The following is a 20,501-nucleotide window of genomic DNA, read 5'->3' on the forward strand; positions in this document are numbered from 1 at the left end:
CCCGACCATGAGACGTGTCGAACACATGTGCGACGCACGGGATGTGCGCTCACCCCTTAGACTCGAATCCCGTGAACGACTCTCTCATCATCCGTGGGGCCCGCGAGCACAATCTCAAGGGCGTCGACCTGGACCTGCCGCGCGACACGATGATCGTCTTCACCGGACTGTCGGGCTCGGGCAAGTCCTCCCTGGCCTTCGACACGATCTTCGCCGAGGGACAGCGCCGCTACGTGGAGTCCCTGTCCTCCTACGCCCGCCAGTTCCTCGGGCAGATGGACAAGCCCGACGTCGAGCTCATCGAGGGCCTGAGCCCGGCGGTGTCCATCGACCAGAAGTCCACCTCGCGCAACCCCCGGTCCACGGTGGGCACCGTGACGGAGATCTACGACTACCTGCGTCTGCTCTACGCGCGCGCCGGCGTCCAGCACTGCCCGGTCTGTGACGCCGTCATCTCCTCCCAGACCCCGCAGCAGATCGTCGACCAGGTCCGCGCCCTGCCCGAGGGCACTCGCTTCCAGGTTCTCGCCCCCGTGGTGCGGGGCCGCAAGGGCGAGTACTCCGAGCTCTTCGGCGAGCTGCGCGGACGCGGCTTCAACCGGGTGCGCGTCGACGGCGCCGCCGAGCGCCTCGACAACCCCCCGACCCTCAACAAGCGCCTCAAGCACGATATCGAGGTCATCGTCGACCGGCTCGTCGTCCGCGAGGGCATCCGCCAGCGCCTCACCGACTCCGTCGAGACGGCGCTGGGGCTGGCGGAGGGGCTGGTCATCATCGAGCAGGTCGACCTGCCCGAGGACGACCCCGACCGGGAGCGGCGCTACTCCGAGAAGCGTGCCTGCCCCAACGAGCACTCCCTGGCCCTGGACGAGATGGAGCCGCGCACCTTCTCCTTCAACGCCCCCTACGGTGCCTGCCCCGCCTGCACCGGAATCGGCACCCGGCTCGAGGTGGACCCCGAGCTCGTCGTCCCCGACGAGGAGCTCACCCTGGCCGAGGGGGCCGTCGCCCCCTGGTCGAGCCACCAGAAGTACTTCACCCGCCAGCTTGAGGCCCTGGGCAAGGAGCTCTCCTTCGACGTCGACACCCCCTGGCGGGCCCTGCCTGCGCGGGCTCGGGAGGCGATCCTGCGCGGTAAGGACTACGAGGTCAAGGTCACCTACCGCAACCGGTGGGGGCGCGAGCGCATCTACTCCACCGGCTTCGAGGGGGTTCTCGACTATGTCATGCGCAAGCACGACGAGACCGAGTCCGACTGGTCCCGGGAGCGCTACCAGGCCTACATGCGTGAGATCCCCTGTCCCGTCTGCGACGGAGCCCGGCTCAAGCCCGAGGTGCTGGCCGTGCGCGTGGGCGAGCTGTCCATCGCTCAACTGTGCGAGCTTCCGATCAACGAAGCCCGCGACTTCCTGGCCGACCTCAACCTCACCGGCCAGGCCGCCCAGATCGCCGGCAGCGTCCTGACCGAGATCAACGCGCGCCTCGGCTTCCTCGTGGACGTGGGTCTGGACTACCTCAGCCTGGCCAGAGGCGCGGCCACGCTCTCCGGGGGTGAGGCTCAGCGCATCCGCCTGGCCACCCAGATCGGCTCAGGCCTGGTGGGCGTCCTCTACGTCCTGGACGAGCCCAGTATCGGTCTGCACCAGCGCGACAACACCCGACTCATCGAGACCCTCCAGCGACTGCGGGACCTGGGCAACACGCTCATCGTCGTCGAGCATGACGAGGACACGATCCGCTCGGCCGACTGGATCGTTGACATCGGGCCCGGAGCCGGCGAGCTGGGTGGTGAGGTCGTCTACTCCGGTGACGTCGCGGGCCTGGCCGGAGCCAAGGGTTCCATCACCGGTGACTACCTGGCACGGCGGCGTCAGATCGAGATCCCATCCACTCGGCGCAAGCGGGACAAGCACCGTGAGGTCACCGTCGTCGGGGCCCGGGAGAACAACCTCAAAGACGTCACCGTCTCCTTCCCGCTCGGTGTGCTCACCGCCGTCACGGGGGTATCCGGCTCGGGGAAGTCCTCCCTGGTCAACTCCATCCTCTACCAGGTGCTTGCCAACCGTCTCAACCGGGCCCGCGGTGTGCCTGGCAGGCACAAGACGGTCCGCGGTGTGGATCACTTGGACAAGGTGGTCCATGTCGACCAGTCACCGATCGGGCGCACCCCCCGCTCCAACCCCGCCACCTACACTGGTGTGTGGGACCACATCCGCAAGATCTTCGCGGCCGTGCCCGAGTCGAAGGTCCGGGGATATGGGCCCGGGCGCTTCTCCTTCAACGTCAAGGGCGGGCGCTGCGAGTCCTGCAAGGGCGACGGCACGCTCAAGATCGAGATGAACTTCCTGCCTGACGTCTACGTCCCCTGCGAGGTCTGCCACGGCGCCCGCTACAACCGGGAGACCCTGGAGATCCGTTACAAGGACAAGACGGTCGCCGACGTCCTGGACATGACCATCCACCAGGCGGCCGACTTCTTCTCCGCCTCCTCCGTCATCTCCCGCCACCTCAACACCCTGGTCGAGGTGGGACTGGGGTACGTGCGCCTGGGGCAGTCGGCCACCACGCTCTCCGGCGGTGAGGCCCAGCGCGTCAAGCTCGCCACCGAGCTGCAGCGCCGCTCCACCGGCCGGACCATCTACGTCCTGGATGAACCGACCACCGGGTTGCACTTCGAGGACATCCGCAAGCTGCTCGGGGTGCTTCAGGGACTGGTCGACAAGGGCAACTCCGTGGTCGTCATCGAGCACAACCTCGATGTCATCGCCAACGCCGACTGGGTCATCGACATGGGACCCGAGGGCGGCAAGGGTGGGGGAACCGTCGTCGTGGCCGGTACGCCGGAGAAGGTCGCGGCCACCGAGTCGTCCTACACCGGTCAGTTCCTGGCCCCAGTGCTGGAGGCCGCCCGCGGCTGACGCCCTCGCCTGCTCCGGTCCGGCTGAGCCCGACGGCTCGACGTCGGGCCGCCGCCCTCAGAAGCTCCCGGGCCCCATGGGGGCCTGGTTGCTCTCGCGACGCTGCTCCTGCGCGAAGCGGTTGTAGAGCAGGGAGAGGACGAAGCAGACGACGCCCGCGGCCGCCAGTGAGATGACTCGAATGATCGAGTTCTGCGAGGCCACGTCCATAACAGCGAGCTTGAGCACGGACAGGAGCACCAGGGTCAGGCCGTAGTGGCGCAGGATCGTCAGGCGTGCCCTGAAGCCGAACACGATGCAGGCTCCGCCCGTCAGCAGGACCAGCACCGACATGAGGACTGAGCCCGGGCCGACGTCGGTGGCCACCATCACGGAGATCCACATGAGCAACGAGTTTCCGATCGCAAGGCTCAGGCACACCTCCGCGTGCCGCCGCCAGGGAAGCAGGAGCCACGTGGCGCTGGCTCCCAGCCCCAGGGCGACGGCGACCAGTAGCAGCATCCAGGCCGTTGAGGACGCGGCATCAGCCCACGACAGCGTCACCAGTGCCAGCACGGCGGCCATCACCGAGACGATCCAGGATGGTGCCGGTGCTCCCGTCTGCCTCCCTGAAGGGTCGGGCAGGGCCTCGCCGTGGGGCCCCACCCGGTAACGGGCTCCTCGGCACTGGCCACTGAGCACTCGCAGAGGCGTGGCACCGGGTGAGACCGTCCCCAGTGCGATGAGCGCGATAGCCACCAGGCCCGGAACCATGCGCAGCGCCTCCCAAGCACCCCGGTTGTTCTCCACAAGGCCGGTTCCCAGGAACGGAACGAGGACGGTCATGTTGAAGGCGACTGCCGCCAGAGCCACCCGCAGCGCCTGCACCCGTGGCTGAACGCGTGAAGGCGCGGCATACGGAGCCGGGACCGGTGAGCTGCGGGCCACTCGGTCACCGAGTCCTTCAGCCACGCACACCATGAGCGCCGAGATCACCACGGAGATGATGAGCGACCAGGAGTCGCTGCGGGAGTATCCAGCTCCCGGGGGCACGAGGATCGGCACCGTTCCGAGCAGGGCCAGGATCGGGGCCGGCTCCACTCGTGCGTTCAGGATGGCCGGAAGGAGGCACAGCATCGCAGCCACGATGACGAAGAGATGGACCCGAGGATCACCCACAGCCGCCATTCCGGCCAGCGCGAGGGGGAAGAACGCGGCCTCGTGCCCGATCGCCATGGCGCGGCGCCAGTGATCGGGGCAGTAGCTCGGGAGCGTCGCGAGCGCCGCCGCGGCCAGCAGGAGGAGCTCGAGGAGATAGGTGATGACGACGACGGTGTGTGCCAGGTGGAGAGCCATCTGCCCCGTCAGCAGGTTGATGAACCCCACCATGAGCACCGCCGCGGTCAGGCCCCAGTCCCAGCCCGAGGTCTTGATACCGATGCTCCACAGTCGCGTGCTTGCGTGCATCGTCTGCGACACCAGCAGCGCGCACAGGATGAGAGTGATGCTGGTACCGCCGACGGTGGAAACACGCAGCATCGGCTGGATCGGTGCGGCGATGAGGGCCGTTGCCGTCGCCACCATCGATGTCACCGGATACCAGGCGGCCGACCTCATCCGTCCGGTGTTGCGCGACAGGGCGATGCAGGTCAGCGCCAGCACCGTGACATGGATACCGATCATCAACCATGTGACGAGCGCGGCCTGTGGTTGGCGTGACACATGGCTGACTGCGAACCCGATGGTCACCAGAGCGCCGAGGGTGGAGACGACCGCGGTGAACAGCACCCGTGTCATGTGCGACACGGCCAGGAGCACGAGGCCCCAGCAGGCCATGAGGATCAGGGCTGGCTCTGGGCGGAGCATCCCTCCGAGAAGAACGGCCCCCACGATGGCGACGAAACCGAGCCCCCCGCCGGTTCCCGTGATCGTTGCGGCGGCGACACGGTGCCGGGGATGGGTGAGGCCCAGCCGAGCCCCGGCTGCTGTCATGATGACCGCGATGAGTGCCAGTCCCAGGATCTTGACGGGGTTGGGAATGTAGTCCCAGACGAGAGCCAGCAGACTGACCCCGGCTGACAGGACGAGCACTGCTGCGGCGCCGGAGAGCAGATAGCGTCCGAGGTTGCCCTCCCGCATCGCCCGCTGGGCCCAGCCCGGAACCGCCTGGGCCTCAGCGCCGAGTGCCTGACCGGCGCCGGCCGGACCCACCTGATTGGTCGCCTGCATATGAGGGGCATTGCCCGCTGCGGGGGCATACTGCATCGGAGTCGGGCCCGCCTGGGCTGCGAAGGATCGCGCGGGCTCCACTGGGGCGGGGGGCTGGTAGTGCTGGGCCTGCGGTACCTCAGTCTGAGTGGCTCGGGGAGCGTCAGCGGATGGTGCCTTCGCAGGGTGGACGTGCCTGTCCTCCGGGAGGGGGTCGTTGACCGGGGCCTGAGCGGGGGACTCGTTGAGACGCTGCCAGGAGTGCTCTGAGGCAGACCTCGTCTGCGGGGCGATCGAGGGCGGAGTCGTCTCCGGACGGGAGGGGCTGCTGCTCCTCACTGTGTCGGGGGAGCCGCTGCTCTCCTGCGTCGAGGCGGCAGAGGAGTAGGTCAGCCAGGTGACGCGCTCGGCGAGCCAGTCGATCTTCCTCTCGATGAGGTCCAGCCGCTGCAGGACCAGGGCGACATTCGGGCCGACAGTTGGCGGCATGGACATGACGGTTCTCCTCGTCACTCGGTGCTCGGCGGTGAGCACGTGTCACTCAACCGGTTCATCTGAGAGTAAGGGGAGTCGTCGATGGCGTGAAGGGGGTACAAGTGCCCTGTGGATAACTCGAGAGGTAGGGAGGGAACCAATCCTTCAAGAACGAACAGAGTCGAACAAAGTTCCACAAGAACGGTCAGGCTGGGATAGGCTTGCATCATGAGCGAGAACGGACTCACTTCAGCCCAGCACAAGATGCGCGACGCCGGTGTCGCAGAGCAGGCCATCACGGTTTTCACCCATTACTACCAGTCCCTGGAGGCGGGGGCCACAGGGCTCATTCCCGAGGAGACCATCGAGCCCCTCACGCAGATCGACTCTCTGGCTGATGTCGAGGTCAGTGAGGAGGATGCTCGTGAGGCGCTGAGCAAGACGGTCCTCATCCGGCTCAACGGGGGACTGGGCACCTCGATGGGCCTGGATCGTGCCAAGTCCCTCCTGCCGGTGCGTGACGGCAAGACCTTCCTGGACCTGCTGGTCGATCAAGTCCTGGCGGCGCGTCGCCGTTACGGAGTGAGCCTGCCGCTGATCCTCATGAACTCCTTCCGCACCCGGGAGGACTCCCTTGAGGTGCTGGCCGGGCACCCCGAGATCCAGGTCGACGGCCTGCCCCTGGACTTCCTGCAGAATCGTGAGCCCAAGCTGCGCGCCGACGATCTGACTCCCGTGGAGTGGAAGGCCGACCCCGAGCTCGAGTGGTGCCCTCCGGGCCACGGCGACATCTACACCGCCCTGCTCGCCTCCGGGCTTCTGGACGCCCTGCTGGACAAGGGTTATCGATACGCCATGACCGCCAACTCCGACAACCTCGGTGCGGCGCCCTCGGCCAGGATCGCCGGCTGGTTCGCCGCCTCCGGAGCCCCCTACGCCCCGGAGATGTGCCGGCGCACGCCGGCCGACGTCAAGGGCGGCCACCTGGCGGTGCGCAAGAGCGACGGGCGCATCATCCTGCGCGACACGGCGCAGACCCCCGAGGATCAGATGCACTACTTCACCGACCAGTTCCGCCACCCCTTCTTCCACACGAACAATCTCTGGTTCGACCTCAAGGTGCTGCGTGACACCCTCGCCGATCGGGGCGGGATCCTCGGGCTTCCACTCATCAGGAACAGCAAGACGGTGGACCCCGCCGACTCCTCCTCGACGCCTGTCATCCAGCTCGAGACGGCCATGGGTGCCGCCGTTGAGGCCTTCGAGGGAGCCACCGCCATCGAGGTGCCGCGCTCCCGCTTCCTGCCGGTCAAGACCACCAACGACCTGCTGCTGGTGCGCTCGGACGTCTACAAGGTCGACGACGACGGACTGCTGCAGATGGTCCCGGACCAGGCCTGCACCGTGAGTCTCGACCCGCGCTTCTACAAGAAGATCCAGGACTTCGAGGCTCGGTTCCCAAACGGCGTCCCCTCCATCAAGGACGCGCAGTCGCTGACGGTGGAGGGCGACTGGACCTTCGGTGCCGACGTCGTCGCCACCGGTGAGGCGCACGTGGAGGCGGAGGGCTCGCCCGGACGGATCGCCGACGGCACCCGGATCTGAACGAATCGATGGTCGCGGCCCTGCTAGTTGCGGCCGGTCGCTACGCGGTGGTGCAGGACACTCAGTCATGAGGTCCGGCACCACCGCGCGTAGCGGGAACGAATAAACGCTTGCCCTCCCGGAAGAGGGCAAGCGTGAGGGAACTGATATCCGGTGGGCGATACTGGAATCGAACCAGTGACCTCCTCGGTGTGAACGAGGCGCTCTAACCCCTGAGCCAATCGCCCGGTGCGGCGCCAACCATAGCCAGCCGGGTGCCTCCGGAGCAAACGGCTGCCCGGTGAGGTGAATCACCGCGATGCCATTTGCCTGCCACTGCGATCCTGGTGCTATGGTTTTCCAGCACCGAGCGGTTCGGACGAACCGTGAGGATTCATGCGGATGTGGCTCAGTTGGTAGAGCATCACCTTGCCAAGGTGAGGGTCGCGGGTTCGAGTCCCGTCATCCGCTCCGAGGAGCCGGGAGCGCCCAGCCCCAGCATCTCATGGTGGGTTGGCCGAGAGGTTAGGCACCGGCCTGCAAAGCCGTTTACACCGGTTCGAATCCGGTACCCACCTCGGGCGATTGGCGCAGCGGGAGCGCGCTTCCCTGACACGGAAGAGGTCACTGGTTCGATCCCAGTATCGCCCACCACCATGACGAGGACCCGAGCCCGACCGGCTCGGGTCCTTCGTTGTTCTCGGGCTGGGTGCACCGGCGGCCGGCTGCCGGGCCGCGGGTCGTGGACGAGGATGATGGGCGTCTACGCTTGCGGGCATGGCCGACCCCTCGACGTACCGTCCTGCCCCGGGCGAGATCCCCACGTCCCCGGGGGTCTACCGGTTCCTGGACGGGCAGGGACGGGTCATCTACGTCGGCAAAGCCAAGAACCTGCGTCAGCGCCTGTCCAACTACTTTCAGGACCTCGCCGCACTGCACCCGCGCACCCAGAAGATGGTCACCACCGCATGCGCGGTGGAATGGACGGTCGTGTCCACCGAGGTGGAGTCCCTGGCCCTGGAGTACTCCTGGATCAAGGAGTTCAACCCCCGTTTCAACGTCATGTACAAGGACGACAAGTCCTACCCCTACCTGGCGGTGACGATGGGGGAGACCTACCCCCGCGTCCAGGTGGTCCGCGGGGCCCGCAAACCAGGAACCCGCTACTTCGGTCCCTTCGTCCAGGCCTGGTCCATCCGCGAGACCGTTGAGCAGCTGCTGCGGGTGTTCCCGGTGCGTTCCTGCTCGGCCGGCGTCTTCCGCCGCGCCCAGGCCTCAGGGCGTCCCTGCCTGCTGGGGTACATCGACAAGTGCTCGGCGCCCTGTATGGGCCGCATCAGCCCGCAGGACCATCGGGCGCTGGCCGAGGACTTCTGCGCCTTCATGGCCGGTCGCACCGGCCCCTACCTGCGCCAGGTCGAGGCTGAGATGAAGGCGGCTGCCGCCGCCCTCGACTTCGAGAAGGCCGCCCGCCTGCGTGACGACGCCGCCGCGCTGTGCAAGGTCATCGAGGGCAACGCCGTCGTCCTTCCCGACGCGACCGACGCCGACGTCTTCGCCCTGGTCCGCGATGAGCTCGAGGCCGCCGTCCAGGTCTTCCACGTCCGCGGCGGCCGGGTGCGCGGGCAGCGCGGCTGGGTCGTGGACCTCATCGACGACGCCGGGGACGCCGAGCTCATCGAGCGCCTCCTCGAACAGGTCTACGCCTCCCTCGTTGATCCGGCCGACACCGGCGCCGTCCACCACAGTGGCGCCCCCACCTCCTCGGGCACCACCACCTCCGTCGGGGTGGGGGACCGTGCCCCCTCCAGCCCCCAGCCCCGCAGCGGCCCCCACGGCTCCAACGGTGACGCCTCCCGGCGCAAGGGAGAGTCGGCGGCCACGAGCGTCGACGACGTCGCCCACACCGCCACCACGGCGGTGCCCAAGGAGATCCTGGTTCCCGAGCTGCCCAGCAACGCCGCCACCGTGCGAACCTGGTTGTCCGGCCTGCGCGGAGCGAAGGTCGACCTGCGCGTCCCGCAGCGCGGCGACAAGGCCGCCCTCATGGATACGGTGCGCAAGAACGCTCAGGAGGCTCTGCGGCTGCACAAGACCCGGAGGGCGGGAGATCTCACCCAGCGCGCCCTCGCCCTCGATGAGCTCGCCGAGGCCCTCGATCTGCCCGAAGCGCCCCTGCGCGTCGAGTGCTACGACATCTCCCACACCCAGGGCACCTACCAGGTGGGCTCCATGGTCGTCTTCGAGGACGGTGCGCCGCGCAAGTCCGACTACCGACGCTTCACCGTGCGCGGCCAGGACGGCAGCGGCGCCGCTGACGACACCGCCGCCATGCACGAGGTCCTCTCCCGCCGGTTCAAACGCCTCATCGCCGAGCAGGGGCGCGGTGAGGCCGCAGCCAGGGCGGCGCAGGAGATCGAGGACGTCGAGGGCATCGCCGTCGCCTCCGGGCCCATCGATCCTGAGACCGGCAAGGCCCGGCGTTTCTCCTACGCGCCCGGGCTGGTCGTCGTCGACGGCGGTCTGCCGCAGGTCAATGCCGCACGTACCGTCCTCGACGAGCTCGGCATCGACGTGCCGCTCATCGGCCTGGCCAAGCGTCTGGAGGAGGTGTGGGTGCCGGGGGAGGAGTTCCCCGTCATCCTGCCGCGCACGTCGCCCGCCCTCTACCTGCTCCAGCACCTGCGCGACGAGTCCCACCGCTTCGCCATCACCCACCACCGCAAGAAGCGCTCGGCCGGCATGACCCGCTCCGTCCTGGACGGCATCCCGGGCCTGGGGCCGGCGCGTCAGGCGGCCCTTCTGCGGGAGTTCGGCTCAGTCACGCGCATCCGGCAAGCCGATGTGGATGACATCACCCGTGTCAAGGGCATCGGACCGGCTTTGGCGGCTACTATCTTGGCTCACCTCAACAGTCCAGGTACTGAACAATAGTGCGATCTCGCAACGCGCTGGACTGACGTCAACTCGAAAGGACACCCCGTATGAGGATCTCCGCCCGCAATCAGCTGCCCGGCACCGTCGTCTCCATCGAGAAGGGCGCCGTCAACGGCGTCGTCAAGATCGAGGTCGCCCCCGGCGTCATCATCACCTCCTCCATCACCAACGCGGCCATCGAGGAACTCGAGCTGGCAGAGGGCAAGCAGGCGGTCGCCGTCGTCAAGGCCTCCTCCGTCATGGTGGGTCTCCAGGACTGAGGTCGGACGCCGCCATGAGGCGCAGGTCGGCCGCCGTCAGCGCGATCTGATCGTGGCGGTCACTGGCCCGGAACCTTCTGAAACCTGCACCTGACAGAACACACGGAGGATGAGGAGCCATGACCACATCATCACCCAACCCCGACCTGCGCTTCCCCGGCGGCTTCCTGTGGGGCGGAGCCACCGCCGCCAACCAGATCGAGGGCGCCTATAACGAGGACGGCAAGGGCCTGTCCGTTCAGGACGTCATGCCCCGGGGCATCCTGGCCCCGCCCACCCAGGCCCCCACTCCGGACAACCTCAAGCTTGAGGCCATCGACTTCTACCACCGTTACGCCGAGGACATCGCCCTGCTGGCGGAGATGGGCTTCAAGGTCTTCCGCTTCTCCATCGCCTGGAGCCGTATCTTCCCGCTCGGTGACGAGACCGAGCCCAACGAAGAGGGGCTGGCCTTCTACGACCGGGTCCTCGACGAGCTCGAGAAGTACGGTATCGAGCCGCTGGTCACCATCAGCCACTACGAGACCCCGCTCCACCTGGCGCGTACCTATGACGGCTGGACCGACCGTCGCCTCATCGGCTTCTTCGAGCGTTACGCCCGCACCCTGTTCGAGCGCTACGGCAAGCGGGTCAGGTACTGGCTCACCTTCAATGAGATCAACTCCGTCCTTCACGAGCCCTTCCTGTCCGGCGGTATCGCCACACCCAAGGACAGGCTCAGCGAGCAGGACCTCTACCAGGCCATCCACCATGAGCTCGTGGCCTCTGCTGCCGCCACGAGGATCGCCCACGAGGTCAACCCCGACATCCAGGTCGGCTGCATGATCCTGGCCGTGCCCACCTACCCGCTGACCCCCGATCCCCGTGACGTCTGGGCGGCCAAGCAGGCCGAGCGCGCCAACTACGCCTTCGGGGACCTCCACGTGCGCGGCGAGTACCCCGGCTACCTGCTGCGTTCCCTGCGAGACAAGGGCATCAAGCTGGAGATCACCGAGGAGGACCGCGCGCTGCTGCGGGAGCACACCGTCGACTTCGTCTCCTTCTCCTACTACATGTCCGTGTGCGAGACCGTTACCCAGTCGGCCGAGGCCGGCCGGGGCAACCTCATGGGTGGCGTGACCAACCCGACCCTCGAGGCCTCCGAGTGGGGGTGGCAGATCGACCCGGCGGGCCTGCGCACCATCCTCAACGACTACTGGGATCGTTGGGGCAAGCCCCTGTTCATTGTCGAGAACGGGCTGGGAGCCAAGGACGTCCTTGTTGACGGCCCCGACGGCCCCACGGTTGAGGACGACTACCGCATCGCCTACATGAACGACCACCTGGTCCAGGTCGCCCAGGCCATCGCCGACGGCGTCGAGGTCCTGGGCTACACCTCTTGGGGATGCATCGACCTGGTCTCGGCCTCCACCGCCCAGATGTCCAAGCGCTACGGCTTCATCTACGTGGACCGCGATGACGACGGCAGCGGCACCCTGGCCCGCTACCGCAAGAAGTCCTTCGGCTGGTACCGAGACGTCATCGCCTCCAACGGCGCCTGCCTCATTCCCTCGCCACAGGATGCGGCACAGGGGTAACCGCTCGGACGGTGCGGCCCGCCTGGGCGATCTGACTCAGACGCTGGGACGGATCGCCTGGGCGGCGGACCGCGCCCGATCTCGGGCGACCTGCACGTCGTCGGCATAGGCCACGACAACGCCCAGGCGCCGCCCCGGGTGGGCCTCAGGCTTACCGAAGAGCCGCAGATCCACCCCCTCCTGAGCGAGGGCCTCGTCAAGACCCGCGAAGCGCACACCCTCACCCGGCGCGGACTCTCCCGTCGCCTTGATGGTCACCGAGGCGCCGGGGGAGCGCAGCGTGGTGTCCACGGGCAGACCCAGTAGGGCGCGGGCATGCAGCTCGAACTCGCTCAGGCGCTGGCTCGCCAGTGTCACCAGGCCGGTGTCATGGGGGCGCGGGGAGACCTCGGAGAAGAGAACCTCCTCCCCGCAGATGAACAGCTCCACCCCGAACAGGCCCCAGCCGCCCAGCGCCGCGGTCACGCGCTCGGCCACCTGCTGGGCCCGTTCCAGGGCCACCGGGCTCAGGGGCTGTGGCTGCCAGGACTCCACATAATCCCCATCGACCTGCCGGTGCCCGATCGGCTCGCAGAAGCTCGTCACCGTCTCCCCGGTGCCGGGATGACGCCAGCGCACCGTGAGCAGCGTGATCTCGGTGTCGAAACGCACGAATCCCTCCACGATGACCCGGCCTCGGTCCACCCTGCCGTCGGCCGCCGCGTAGCGCCAGGCCGCCTCCAGGTCCTGCGGCCCGCGCACCACGGACTGGCCGTGCCCCGATGAGGACATGACCGGTTTGACCACGCACGGAAAGCCCACCTGCTGAGCACCCGCGCGCAGCTCATCCAAGGACGAGGCGAAGGTGTAGGGACTGGTCGCCAGCCCCAGCTCCTCAGCCGCTAGGCGTCGGATGCCCTCACGATTCATCGTCAGCTGCACTGCACGGGCGGTCGGTACCACCTGCACCTCGCCGGCGCTCTCCAGCGCCGCCAGGGCGTCGGTGGCCAGCGCCTCGATCTCCGGGATCACGACGGCGGCACCGCTGGCGCGGATGGCGGCCGTCAGCGCCTCGGGGTCGCTCATGTCCACCGTCATGGCGTTGTGCGCCACCTGCTGGGCCGGAGCCCCCTCATAGCGGTCGATCGCCGTGACCTCCACCCCCAGGCGGGTCAGAGCGATCGCCACCTCCTTGCCGATCTCACCGGCGCCCAGCAGCGCCACCTTCGTCGCGGAGCTGGTCCAGGGCGTACCCAGCACCGGGGCGGTGGGCCGACGCATCGGCGTCTCCTGGGGCGTGCACTGGCATGAGGGAGCCTGGTCGGACATGGGGGAGGAGCTCATGGGGCCTCCTGGTGTCTGGCGCCGGGAACCGGCGGCAGTGAGTACTGGCAACGGTGAAACGCTACCGGTAAACCGGCGTCGGCGATGGGCGGAGCGAGCTGGGCATGCGATGCTTGGTGCATGCATGACGAGCGCCGCCCTCAGTCCTCCTCCGGCAAGCGCCAGCGGCTTCAGGACACGGTTCCCATTGAGATCCCCGCCCTCGATGAGGCGACTCCTCCGGTTCCCCCGGCGGAACGCCCCGAGATGATTATTGTCACGGGTATGTCCGGGGCGGGGCGCTCGCGCGCGGCCAACGCGCTGGAGGACCTCGACTGGTACGTCGTGGACAACCTGCCGCCCCAGCTGCTGCCGGCTCTGTCGGGAATGATGACGACGGTCGGCGCCGGTGTGCACCGGCTGGCCGCGGTGGTCGATGTGCGCAGTCGCGAGTTCTTCTCCCACTTCATGGACTATCTGCGCAAGGTCCGCAACAACGGCACCGACGTGAGGCTCATCTTCCTGGATGCCTCCGACGCCGTGCTGGTCAGACGCTTTGAGTCCTCTCGCCGACCCCACCCGTTGCAGGGCAGCGGCTCCGTCCTGGACGGGATTGAGCACGAGCGCACTCTCCTGGGGGGCTTGCGGGGCGTGGCCGACAGCGTCATCGACACCTCCAACTACTCCGTCCACGACCTCGCCCGGCGGGTGCGCGAGCTCGTGGCGCACGAGTCCGACCTGGCCCTGCGTATCAACGTCATGTCCTTCGGGTTCAAGTACGGCATTCCCCTGGACGCCGACCACGTCCTGGACGTGCGCTTCATCCCCAACCCCTACTGGGTCTCCGAGCTGCGCCACCTCACCGGACGTGACGCACCGGTGGCCGACTACGTCTTCGCCCAGAAGGGAGCTGCCGCCTTCGTCGACGGGTACGCCGACCTGCTCATCCCCGCGCTCCCGCAGTACGTCGATGAGCTCAAGCCCCACGTCACCCTGGCTGTGGGCTGCACCGGCGGCAAGCACCGCTCCGTGGCCTCGGCGGAGCGGCTCGGGACCAGGTTGAGGCGTGGGGGCTTCGAGGTCGTTGTCCAGCACCGCGATCTGGGACGGGAGTAGGCAGTGGGAACCACGATCGATGCGGCGGGCTGGCCCCGCCGCGGTGAGGAGGGACCCGCCGTCGTCGCCCTGGGAGGCGGGCACGGACTGTCCGCCACGCTGCGGGCGCTGCGCCACGTCACCCACCGGCTCACCGCCGTCGTCACCGTCGCCGACGACGGAGGCTCCTCGGGACGCCTGCGCCGAGAGTTCGACTGTCTGCCGCCAGGAGACCTGAGAATGGCGCTGGCATCGCTCTGCGAGGACTCCGAGTGGGGCCTGACCTGGCGAGACGTGCTCCAGCACCGCTTCGAGGGGCAGGGCGAGCTCGACAATCACGCCCTGGGGAACCTGCTCATCCTGGCGCTGTGGCAGCTGCTGGGGGACGAAGTTGCCGGGCTCGACTGGGTGGGGCGCCTGCTGACGATCCACGGCCGCGTCGTTCCCATGTCCTCCTCACCCCTGGTCATTGAAGCCGACATCGTCTCCGGGGGGAGTCGACGCCGGGTCAGTGGTCAGGTGGCAGTGGCCTCGGCCCGCGGACGTCTGGAGAACGTGGGGATGGTTCCTCAGGACGCCGAGGCCCATCCCGAGGCGCTGCGCGCCATCGATGAGGCCGAATGGGTAGTCCTGGGGCCCGGCTCCTGGTACACCTCGGTGCTCCCGCACCTCATCCTGCCGTCCATGCGCCGCGCGCTGGTGAACACCTCGGCCCGCAAGGTCGTGGTCCTCAACCTCTCCGCTCAGCAGGGCGAGACCGACGGGATGACCAGTGCCGATCATCTTCGGGTCCTGAGCCAGTACGCGCCCGACCTGCGCCTGGACGTGGTGCTGGCCGACCCCTCCACCGTTGAGGACGTCGAGGATCTTGCAGCGGTGGCCGCCGCCATGGGGGCCACCGTCGTCCTGCGCCAGGTGCGCACCGGCGAGGCCCTGTGCCACCACGATCCGCTTCGCCTGGCAGCCGCCTTCCGGGACGCCTTCGAGGGGGCTCTGGGGGACGTCACCGATCTCAGTGGACGTGATGACATGTGATGCTGGACTCATTGAAGAGTCCCGCTGTGCATGATCGTTCATAATTCTCGGCGGCCGCTTCCAGCCGGCTGCCGGGTGCTGCGGCTAAAAATTCTCCATTGATACGCCTCGGGCGCCGTATGACATCGCCCTGACGTCTTGAGTCGCTTCGCCCGCGCATGTTCGAGCTGCGCCTCGCCAGCACCCGGGACGCCCTGGCAACGGCCGCAGCGTCAACCATGTTGGCCAGTCCCGAATCACGAACCCCGACCACGAGGAGCCCGCCCATGTCGCTGACGGTCACCGTCAAGGATGAGCTCGCGCTCGTCGCCACTGAGAACGCCGCCCAACGACGGGCGGAGGTCTCCGCGATGCTGCGCTTCGCCGGAGGGCTCCATATCGTCTCCGGCCGCATCGTCGTCGAGGCCGAGCTCGATCACGGCGGAGCGGTGCGGCGCCTGCACCAGCACCTCAAGGAGCTCTACGGGATGGAGCCCGAGGTCATGGTGGTTCAGGGCGGTTCCCTGCACCGAGGGTCCCGCTACGTGCTGCGAGTGACCAAGCGCGGCAAGGACCTGGCCCGGCTGTCCGGGCTGGTCGACGACCGGGGCCGGCCGGTGCGGGGCATGCCGGTGTCCGTCATTCAAGGAGGGCGCAACGCCGCCGCTGCCGCCTGGCGTGGGGCCTTCCTGGCCCGCGGATCCCTGACCGAGCCCGGCCGGTCCTCCTCCTTGGAGGTCACCTGTCCCGGCTCCGAGGCCGCACTGGCCCTGGTCGGGGCCGCGCGGCGCTTCGACATCTCCGCCAAGGCCCGAGAGGTGCGCGGGGCCGACCGTGTCGTCGTTCGCGACGGTGAGGCCATCGGTGTTCTCCTGGAGCGGATGGGGGCGCCGGAGGCCTTCAAGGTGTGGGCCGAGCGCCGATCTCGGCGCGAGTCGCGGGGCACCGCCAACCGCCTGGCCAACTTCGACGACGCCAACCTGCGCCGTTCGGCCCGCGCCGCCGTCGCCTCGGGTGCCCGCGTCGAGCGAGCCTTCGAGATCCTGGGGGACGATGTCCCCGCCCACCTGCTTCAGGCCGGTCGCCTGCGCATCGCGCACAAGCAGGCATCCCTGGAGGAGCTTGGGCAGCTCTCCGACCCACAGCTGACCAAGGACGCCGTCGCTGGACGTATCCGCCGCCTCCTGGCCATGGCGGACAAGCAGGCCCACGAGCTGGGCATCCCCGACACGGAGTCGGTTCTCACCCAGGAGATGCTCGAGCCCTGAGGTGAGATGGGACCTCGGTCCTTGCCTTGGGGGCGCCTGATGGTCTTTGGTCCCCTCGGTTTGGCTTGTGCATCACAGTGTTCGCCCGTGGCGTGGTCGGCGACTCCCAGCGCCTGCCCAGTGTGACTAGACTCGGCCGTACCGGAGCTGAATCGGATGTGAGCTGAAGAGGAGGTTCCGGAGCACACGCCATGTGTGAAAAGAGCCCCAGCAACCGTGCGCCGCCAACCGGCGCACTAGGAGGACACAAAGTGACCACCCGCGTTGGTATTAACGGCTTCGGCCGGATCGGCCGCAACTTCTTCCGTGCCGCCCTCGAGCAGGGCGCCGACATCGAGGTTGTCGCCGTCAACGACCTGACGGACAACAAGACCCTGGCCCACCTGCTCAAGTACGACTCGATCCTCGGTCGTTTCGACGGCGAGGTCTCCTACGACGAGGATGGCATCACCGTCAACGGCAAGCACATCAAGGTGCTCGCTCAGCGCAACCCCGCCGACCTGCCCTGGGGCGACCTGGGCGTCGAGGTCGTCGTGGAGTCCACCGGCTTCTTCACCGACGGCGAGAAGGCCAAGGCCCACCTCGACGGTGGCGCCAAGAAGGTCGTCATCTCCGCTCCCGCCAAGAACGTCGACGGCACCTTCGTCATGGGTGTCAACGAGGGCGACTACGACAACGCCACGATGAACATCGTGTCCAACGCCTCGTGCACCACCAACTGCCTCGCCCCCCTGGCCAAGGTTCTCCACGAGAACTTCGGCATCGAGCGCGGCATCATGACCACCATCCACTCCTACACGGGTGACCAGCGCGTCCTCGACGCCCCGCACAGCGACCTGCGCCGTGCTCGCGCCGCCGCGCTGAACATGATCCCCACCAAGACCGGTGCCGCCCAGGCCGTGGCCCTCGTTCTGCCCGCCCTCAAGGGCAAGTTCGACGGTCTGGCCGTGCGTGTCCCCACCCCGACCGGCTCGCTGACCGACCTGACCTTCATCGCTGAGAAGGAGGTCTCCGTCGAGGCCGTCAAGGCTGCCGTCAAGGCCGCCGCCGAGGGCGAGCTCAAGGGCGTTCTCGAGTACACCGAGGACCCGATCGTCTCCACCGACATCGTGGGCAACCCGCACACCTCGATCTTCGACGCCACCGAGACCAAGGTCATCGGCAACCTCGTCAAGGTCCTCTCCTGGTACGACAACGAGTGGGGCTACTCCAACGCCCTGGTCCGCCTGACCTCCCTGGTCGGCTCCAAGCTCGCCTGAGACCAGACCGAGAGCATGACTCTCTAGAAGACGGCGCCCGCGCCACGCTATGCGTGCGCGGGCGCCGTCCGTCCCACACCCACACCATCACCCACAACCGATGAGAGGCTTCATGAAGACCATCGAGTCCCTGGGCGACCTCAAGGGCAAGCGTGTCCTGGTCCGCTCCGACTTCAACGTGCCGCTGGACGCCGACAAGAACATCACCGACGACGGTCGTATCCAGGCCGCTCTGCCCACCCTGCGCACCCTGCTCGACGCCGGCGCCAAGGTAATCATCACCGCCCACCTGGGGCGCCCCAAGGGGCAGGTCAACCCCGACTACTCCCTGGCCCCTGTCGCCAAGCGCCTCGCCGAGGTCACCGGTGTCAAGGTGACCCTCGCCGAGGACACCGTGGGCGACTCCGCCAAGGCCGCCGTCGCAGCAGCCGGTGACGGTGAGATCGTCCTGCTGGAGAACGTGCGTTTCAACGCTGCCGAGACCTCCAAGGACGACGCCGAGCGCGAGGCCTTCGCCGCCGAGCTCGCCGCCCTGGCCGACGTCTTCGTCTCCGACGGCTTCGGCGTCGTGCACCGCAAGCAGGCCTCCGTCTACGACGTCGCCAAGCTGCTGCCCTCGGCGGCCGGTCTGCTCGTCGTCAAGGAGATCGAGTCCCTGGGGCGCGCCGTCAACGACCCCGAGCGCCCCTACACCGTGGTGCTCGGCGGCTCCAAGGTCTCTGACAAGCTCGGCGTCATCTCCAACCTGCTGAGCAAGGCCGACCGTCTCCTCATCGGCGGCGGCATGGCCTACACCTTCCTGGCCGCCCAGGGCTACGAGGTGGGTACCTCCCTGCTGGAGAAGGACCAGATCGACACCGTCAAGGGCTACCTGGAGACCGCCAAGGCGAACGGCGTCGAGCTGCTGCTGCCCGTCGACACCGTCGTGGCCCCGACCTTCGCCGCGGACGCCCCCGCCACCGTGGTGCCCGCTGACGCCCTGCCCGCCGACCAAATGGGCCTGGACATCGGCCCTGAGACGCGAAAGCTCTTCGCCGAGGCCATCGCCACCTCCAAGACCGTGGTGTGGAACGGCCCCATGGGCGTCTTCGAGTTCCCGGCCTTTGCCGAGGGCACCAAGGCCGTGGCCAAGGCGATCTCCGAGTCCGACGCCTTCTCCGTCATCGGCGGTGGCGACTCCGCCGCGGCCGTGCGCACGCTCGGCTTCGACGAGGCCACGTTCTCCCACATCTCCACCGGCGGCGGCGCCTCCCTCGAGCTCCTCGAGGGCAAGACCCTGCCCGGTATCGCCGTGCTCAACGACTGAAGGAAGGCAACCCAGATGAGTAACCGCACCCCGCTCATGGCGGGCAACTGGAAGATGAACCTCGACCACCTCGAGGCCAACCACCTCGTCCAGGGCCTGGCCATGGAGCTCAAGGACCACGACCACGACTACACCAAGTGCGAGGTTCTCGTGATCCCGCCCTTCACGGACATCCGCACCGTGCAGACCGTCGTCGAGGCCGACTCCCTGGACATCAAGTACGGCGCCCAGGACGTCTCCATCCACGACAACGGCGCCTACACCGGCGAGATCTCCACCGAGATGCTCACCAAGCTTGGTGTCAGCTACGTCGTCATGGGCCACTCCGAGCGCCGCGAGTACCACGGCGAGTCCGACGCCCTCGTGGGCGCCAAGGCCCGCAAGGTGCTCGACGCCGGCATGACCCCCATCCTGTGCTGCGGTGAGGCCCTGGAGATCCGCAAGGCCGGCACCCACGTCGACTTCGTCCTGGGGCAGATCCGCGCCGCCCTGGAGGGATGGAGCGGCGAGGACGTCGCCAAGATCGTCATCGCCTACGAGCCCATCTGGGCCATCGGCACCGGCGAGACCGCCACCGCCGAGGACGCTCAGGAGGTGTGCGGAGCGATCCGCGAGGCCCTGCGTGCCGACTACGGCGACGCCACCGCTGACGCCACCCGCATCCTCTACGGCGGCTCCGCCAAGCCCGGCAACATCAAGGAGCTCATGGCCCAGCCCGACGTCGACGGTGCACTCGTCGGCGGAGCCTCCCTCAAGGCGGACTCCTTCGCCGCCATGGCCGGCTTCTACGCCTGAGCGACCCGAGCCGCGGCGGAGGAGCTGAGCGATCACTTCTCCGCAGCGTCCCACCGCTCGCTGACAGGGTCCCGGACACCTCACACCCCGAGGTGTCCGGGACCCTGTGCGTTGCGGGTAGACTGCCACGCGGACAGGTGGGGGCGCGGACCCTGTCGGGAGTCGCGCCGGACCCATGCCGGAGCGTGAGGCCCCCGCAGCAAGACGGAACCAACAACGAAGGGAACGTGACGTGAACGTAGTGCGTATCGTCCTTCAGGTGCTGCTCGTCCTCTCGAGCTTCTTCCTCATCATGTCGATCCTCCTGCACAAGGGCAAGGGCGGCGGTCTGTCGGACATGTTCGGCGGCGGTATCTCCTCCTCCGCAGGGTCCTCCGGCGTGGCCGAGCGCAACCTCGACCGCATCACGGTGGCGGTGGCCATCATCTGGACGATCACGATCGTCGGGCTCGGCCTGGTCGCCAAGCTCGGCTGAGCCTCGGCGGACTCCTACGAGCACAGCGCACACGACGGATCCGACCGTCG

14 protein-coding genes and 4 tRNA genes are annotated in these 20,501 nt (G+C 68.0%); 15 read left to right on the top strand and 3 right to left on the bottom strand.

Features of this window, described 5'->3' with window-relative positions:
* Positions 1 to 71 precede the first annotated feature (71 nt).
* A complete protein-coding gene (gene uvrA, locus HMPREF9058_RS04955; RefSeq protein WP_009747314.1) occupies positions 72 to 2,918 on the top strand; it encodes an excinuclease ABC subunit UvrA in 2,847 nt (948 codons plus the stop codon).
* A gap of 57 nt (positions 2,919 to 2,975) precedes the next feature.
* Here the strand turns inward: uvrA and HMPREF9058_RS04960 are convergent, their stop codons facing one another.
* Positions 2,976 to 5,600, bottom strand: coding sequence for a DUF2339 domain-containing protein (locus tag HMPREF9058_RS04960; protein WP_009405709.1), 2,625 nt, complete (start codon positions 5,598 to 5,600; stop codon positions 2,976 to 2,978).
* A gap of 207 nt (positions 5,601 to 5,807) precedes the next feature.
* Between HMPREF9058_RS04960 and HMPREF9058_RS04965 the strand changes: the two genes are divergently transcribed.
* Positions 5,808 to 7,184, top strand: coding sequence for a UTP--glucose-1-phosphate uridylyltransferase (locus tag HMPREF9058_RS04965; protein WP_009405988.1), 1,377 nt, complete (start codon positions 5,808 to 5,810; stop codon positions 7,182 to 7,184).
* 154 nt (positions 7,185 to 7,338) lie between these two features.
* Here HMPREF9058_RS04965 and HMPREF9058_RS04970 read toward each other — a convergent pair.
* A tRNA-Val gene (locus HMPREF9058_RS04970) sits at positions 7,339 to 7,411 on the bottom strand.
* A gap of 150 nt (positions 7,412 to 7,561) precedes the next feature.
* Here HMPREF9058_RS04970 and HMPREF9058_RS04975 point away from each other — a divergent pair.
* The 6 genes from HMPREF9058_RS04975 to HMPREF9058_RS05000 all read left to right on the top strand — a co-directional run bounded on the left by HMPREF9058_RS04975 (position 7,562) and on the right by HMPREF9058_RS05000 (position 11,937).
* A tRNA-Gly gene (locus tag HMPREF9058_RS04975) sits at positions 7,562 to 7,634 on the top strand.
* 36 nt (positions 7,635 to 7,670) lie between these two features.
* Positions 7,671 to 7,741: transfer RNA gene (locus tag HMPREF9058_RS04980), tRNA-Cys, on the top strand.
* Position 7,742: 1 nt separating this feature from the next.
* Positions 7,743 to 7,817, top strand: a tRNA-Val gene (locus tag HMPREF9058_RS04985).
* Positions 7,818 to 7,940: 123 nt separating this feature from the next.
* Entirely contained in the window at positions 7,941 to 10,097 is a 2,157-nt protein-coding gene (gene uvrC, locus HMPREF9058_RS04990; RefSeq protein ID WP_009406274.1) for an excinuclease ABC subunit UvrC, read from the top strand.
* Positions 10,098 to 10,147: 50 nt separating this feature from the next.
* The gene (locus HMPREF9058_RS04995; RefSeq protein WP_004564950.1) at positions 10,148 to 10,360 is read left to right on the top strand and encodes a molybdopterin-binding protein; all 213 of its coding nucleotides are present in this window, start codon (positions 10,148 to 10,150) and stop codon (positions 10,358 to 10,360) included.
* Positions 10,361 to 10,479: 119 nt separating this feature from the next.
* Positions 10,480 to 11,937, top strand: a complete 1,458-nt coding sequence (locus tag HMPREF9058_RS05000) for a glycoside hydrolase family 1 protein (RefSeq protein WP_009406235.1) — start codon at positions 10,480 to 10,482, stop codon at positions 11,935 to 11,937.
* 36 nt (positions 11,938 to 11,973) lie between these two features.
* Here HMPREF9058_RS05000 and purT read toward each other — a convergent pair whose 3' ends face one another.
* Positions 11,974 to 13,260: a formate-dependent phosphoribosylglycinamide formyltransferase gene (gene purT / locus HMPREF9058_RS05005; RefSeq protein WP_009747554.1), complete on the bottom strand. Its 1,287-nt coding sequence runs from the start codon at positions 13,258 to 13,260 to the stop codon at positions 11,974 to 11,976.
* Between the two features lie 120 nt (positions 13,261 to 13,380).
* On the opposite strand from purT, the gene rapZ reads away from it, so the two are divergent.
* The 7 genes from rapZ (at position 13,381) to secG (ending at position 20,451) form a co-directional block, all read left to right on the top strand.
* Positions 13,381 to 14,355 (top strand): RNase adapter RapZ, encoded by a 975-nt coding sequence (rapZ, locus tag HMPREF9058_RS05010; protein ID WP_009406293.1) that lies wholly within the window; start codon positions 13,381 to 13,383, stop codon positions 14,353 to 14,355.
* A gap of 3 nt (positions 14,356 to 14,358) precedes the next feature.
* Complete coding sequence (gene yvcK / locus HMPREF9058_RS05015; RefSeq protein WP_004564946.1) at positions 14,359 to 15,369, top strand: uridine diphosphate-N-acetylglucosamine-binding protein YvcK; 1,011 nt, start codon at positions 14,359 to 14,361, stop codon at positions 15,367 to 15,369.
* A gap of 266 nt (positions 15,370 to 15,635) precedes the next feature.
* Positions 15,636 to 16,616 carry a DNA-binding protein WhiA gene (whiA, locus tag HMPREF9058_RS05020; protein ID WP_004564945.1) on the top strand — a complete coding sequence of 327 codons (981 nt, stop codon included), beginning with the start codon at positions 15,636 to 15,638 and terminating at the stop codon, positions 16,614 to 16,616.
* Between the two features lie 251 nt (positions 16,617 to 16,867).
* Entirely contained in the window at positions 16,868 to 17,875 is a 1,008-nt protein-coding gene (gap, locus tag HMPREF9058_RS05025) for a type I glyceraldehyde-3-phosphate dehydrogenase (RefSeq protein WP_004564944.1), read from the top strand.
* 112 nt (positions 17,876 to 17,987) lie between these two features.
* Entirely contained in the window at positions 17,988 to 19,181 is a 1,194-nt protein-coding gene (pgk, locus tag HMPREF9058_RS05030; protein WP_009747359.1) for a phosphoglycerate kinase, read from the top strand.
* 15 nt (positions 19,182 to 19,196) lie between these two features.
* Complete coding sequence (gene tpiA / locus HMPREF9058_RS05035) at positions 19,197 to 19,976, top strand: triose-phosphate isomerase (RefSeq protein ID WP_004564942.1); 780 nt, start codon at positions 19,197 to 19,199, stop codon at positions 19,974 to 19,976.
* 232 nt (positions 19,977 to 20,208) lie between these two features.
* On the top strand, positions 20,209 to 20,451 hold the full coding sequence (gene secG / locus HMPREF9058_RS05040; RefSeq protein ID WP_009406441.1) for a preprotein translocase subunit SecG: 243 nt from the start codon (positions 20,209 to 20,211) through the stop codon (positions 20,449 to 20,451).
* Positions 20,452 to 20,501 lie beyond the last annotated feature (50 nt).

Origin of the sequence: Actinomyces sp. oral taxon 175 str. F0384, assembly GCF_000223355.1 — a bacterium.
Classification (GTDB): domain Bacteria; phylum Actinomycetota; class Actinomycetes; order Actinomycetales; family Actinomycetaceae; genus Actinomyces; species Actinomyces oris.

Excerpts from the sequence above, each read along its gene's own strand:
- HMPREF9058_RS04960 (WP_009405709.1), bottom strand. The coding sequence starts at position 5,600 with ATGTCCATGCCGCCAACTGTCGGCCCGAATGTCGCCCTGGTCCTGCAG.
- HMPREF9058_RS04965 (WP_009405988.1), top strand. The coding sequence starts at position 5,808 with ATGAGCGAGAACGGACTCACTTCAGCCCAGCACAAGATGCGCGACGCC.
- uvrC (WP_009406274.1), top strand. The coding sequence starts at position 7,941 with ATGGCCGACCCCTCGACGTACCGTCCTGCCCCGGGCGAGATCCCCACG.
- HMPREF9058_RS04995 (WP_004564950.1), top strand. The coding sequence starts at position 10,148 with ATGAGGATCTCCGCCCGCAATCAGCTGCCCGGCACCGTCGTCTCCATC.
- HMPREF9058_RS05000 (WP_009406235.1), top strand. The coding sequence starts at position 10,480 with ATGACCACATCATCACCCAACCCCGACCTGCGCTTCCCCGGCGGCTTC.
- purT (WP_009747554.1), bottom strand. The coding sequence starts at position 13,260 with ATGAGCTCCTCCCCCATGTCCGACCAGGCTCCCTCATGCCAGTGCACG.
- rapZ (WP_009406293.1), top strand. The coding sequence starts at position 13,381 with ATGCATGACGAGCGCCGCCCTCAGTCCTCCTCCGGCAAGCGCCAGCGG.
- whiA (WP_004564945.1), top strand. The coding sequence starts at position 15,636 with ATGTCGCTGACGGTCACCGTCAAGGATGAGCTCGCGCTCGTCGCCACT.
- pgk (WP_009747359.1), top strand. The coding sequence starts at position 17,988 with ATGAAGACCATCGAGTCCCTGGGCGACCTCAAGGGCAAGCGTGTCCTG.
- tpiA (WP_004564942.1), top strand. The coding sequence starts at position 19,197 with ATGAGTAACCGCACCCCGCTCATGGCGGGCAACTGGAAGATGAACCTC.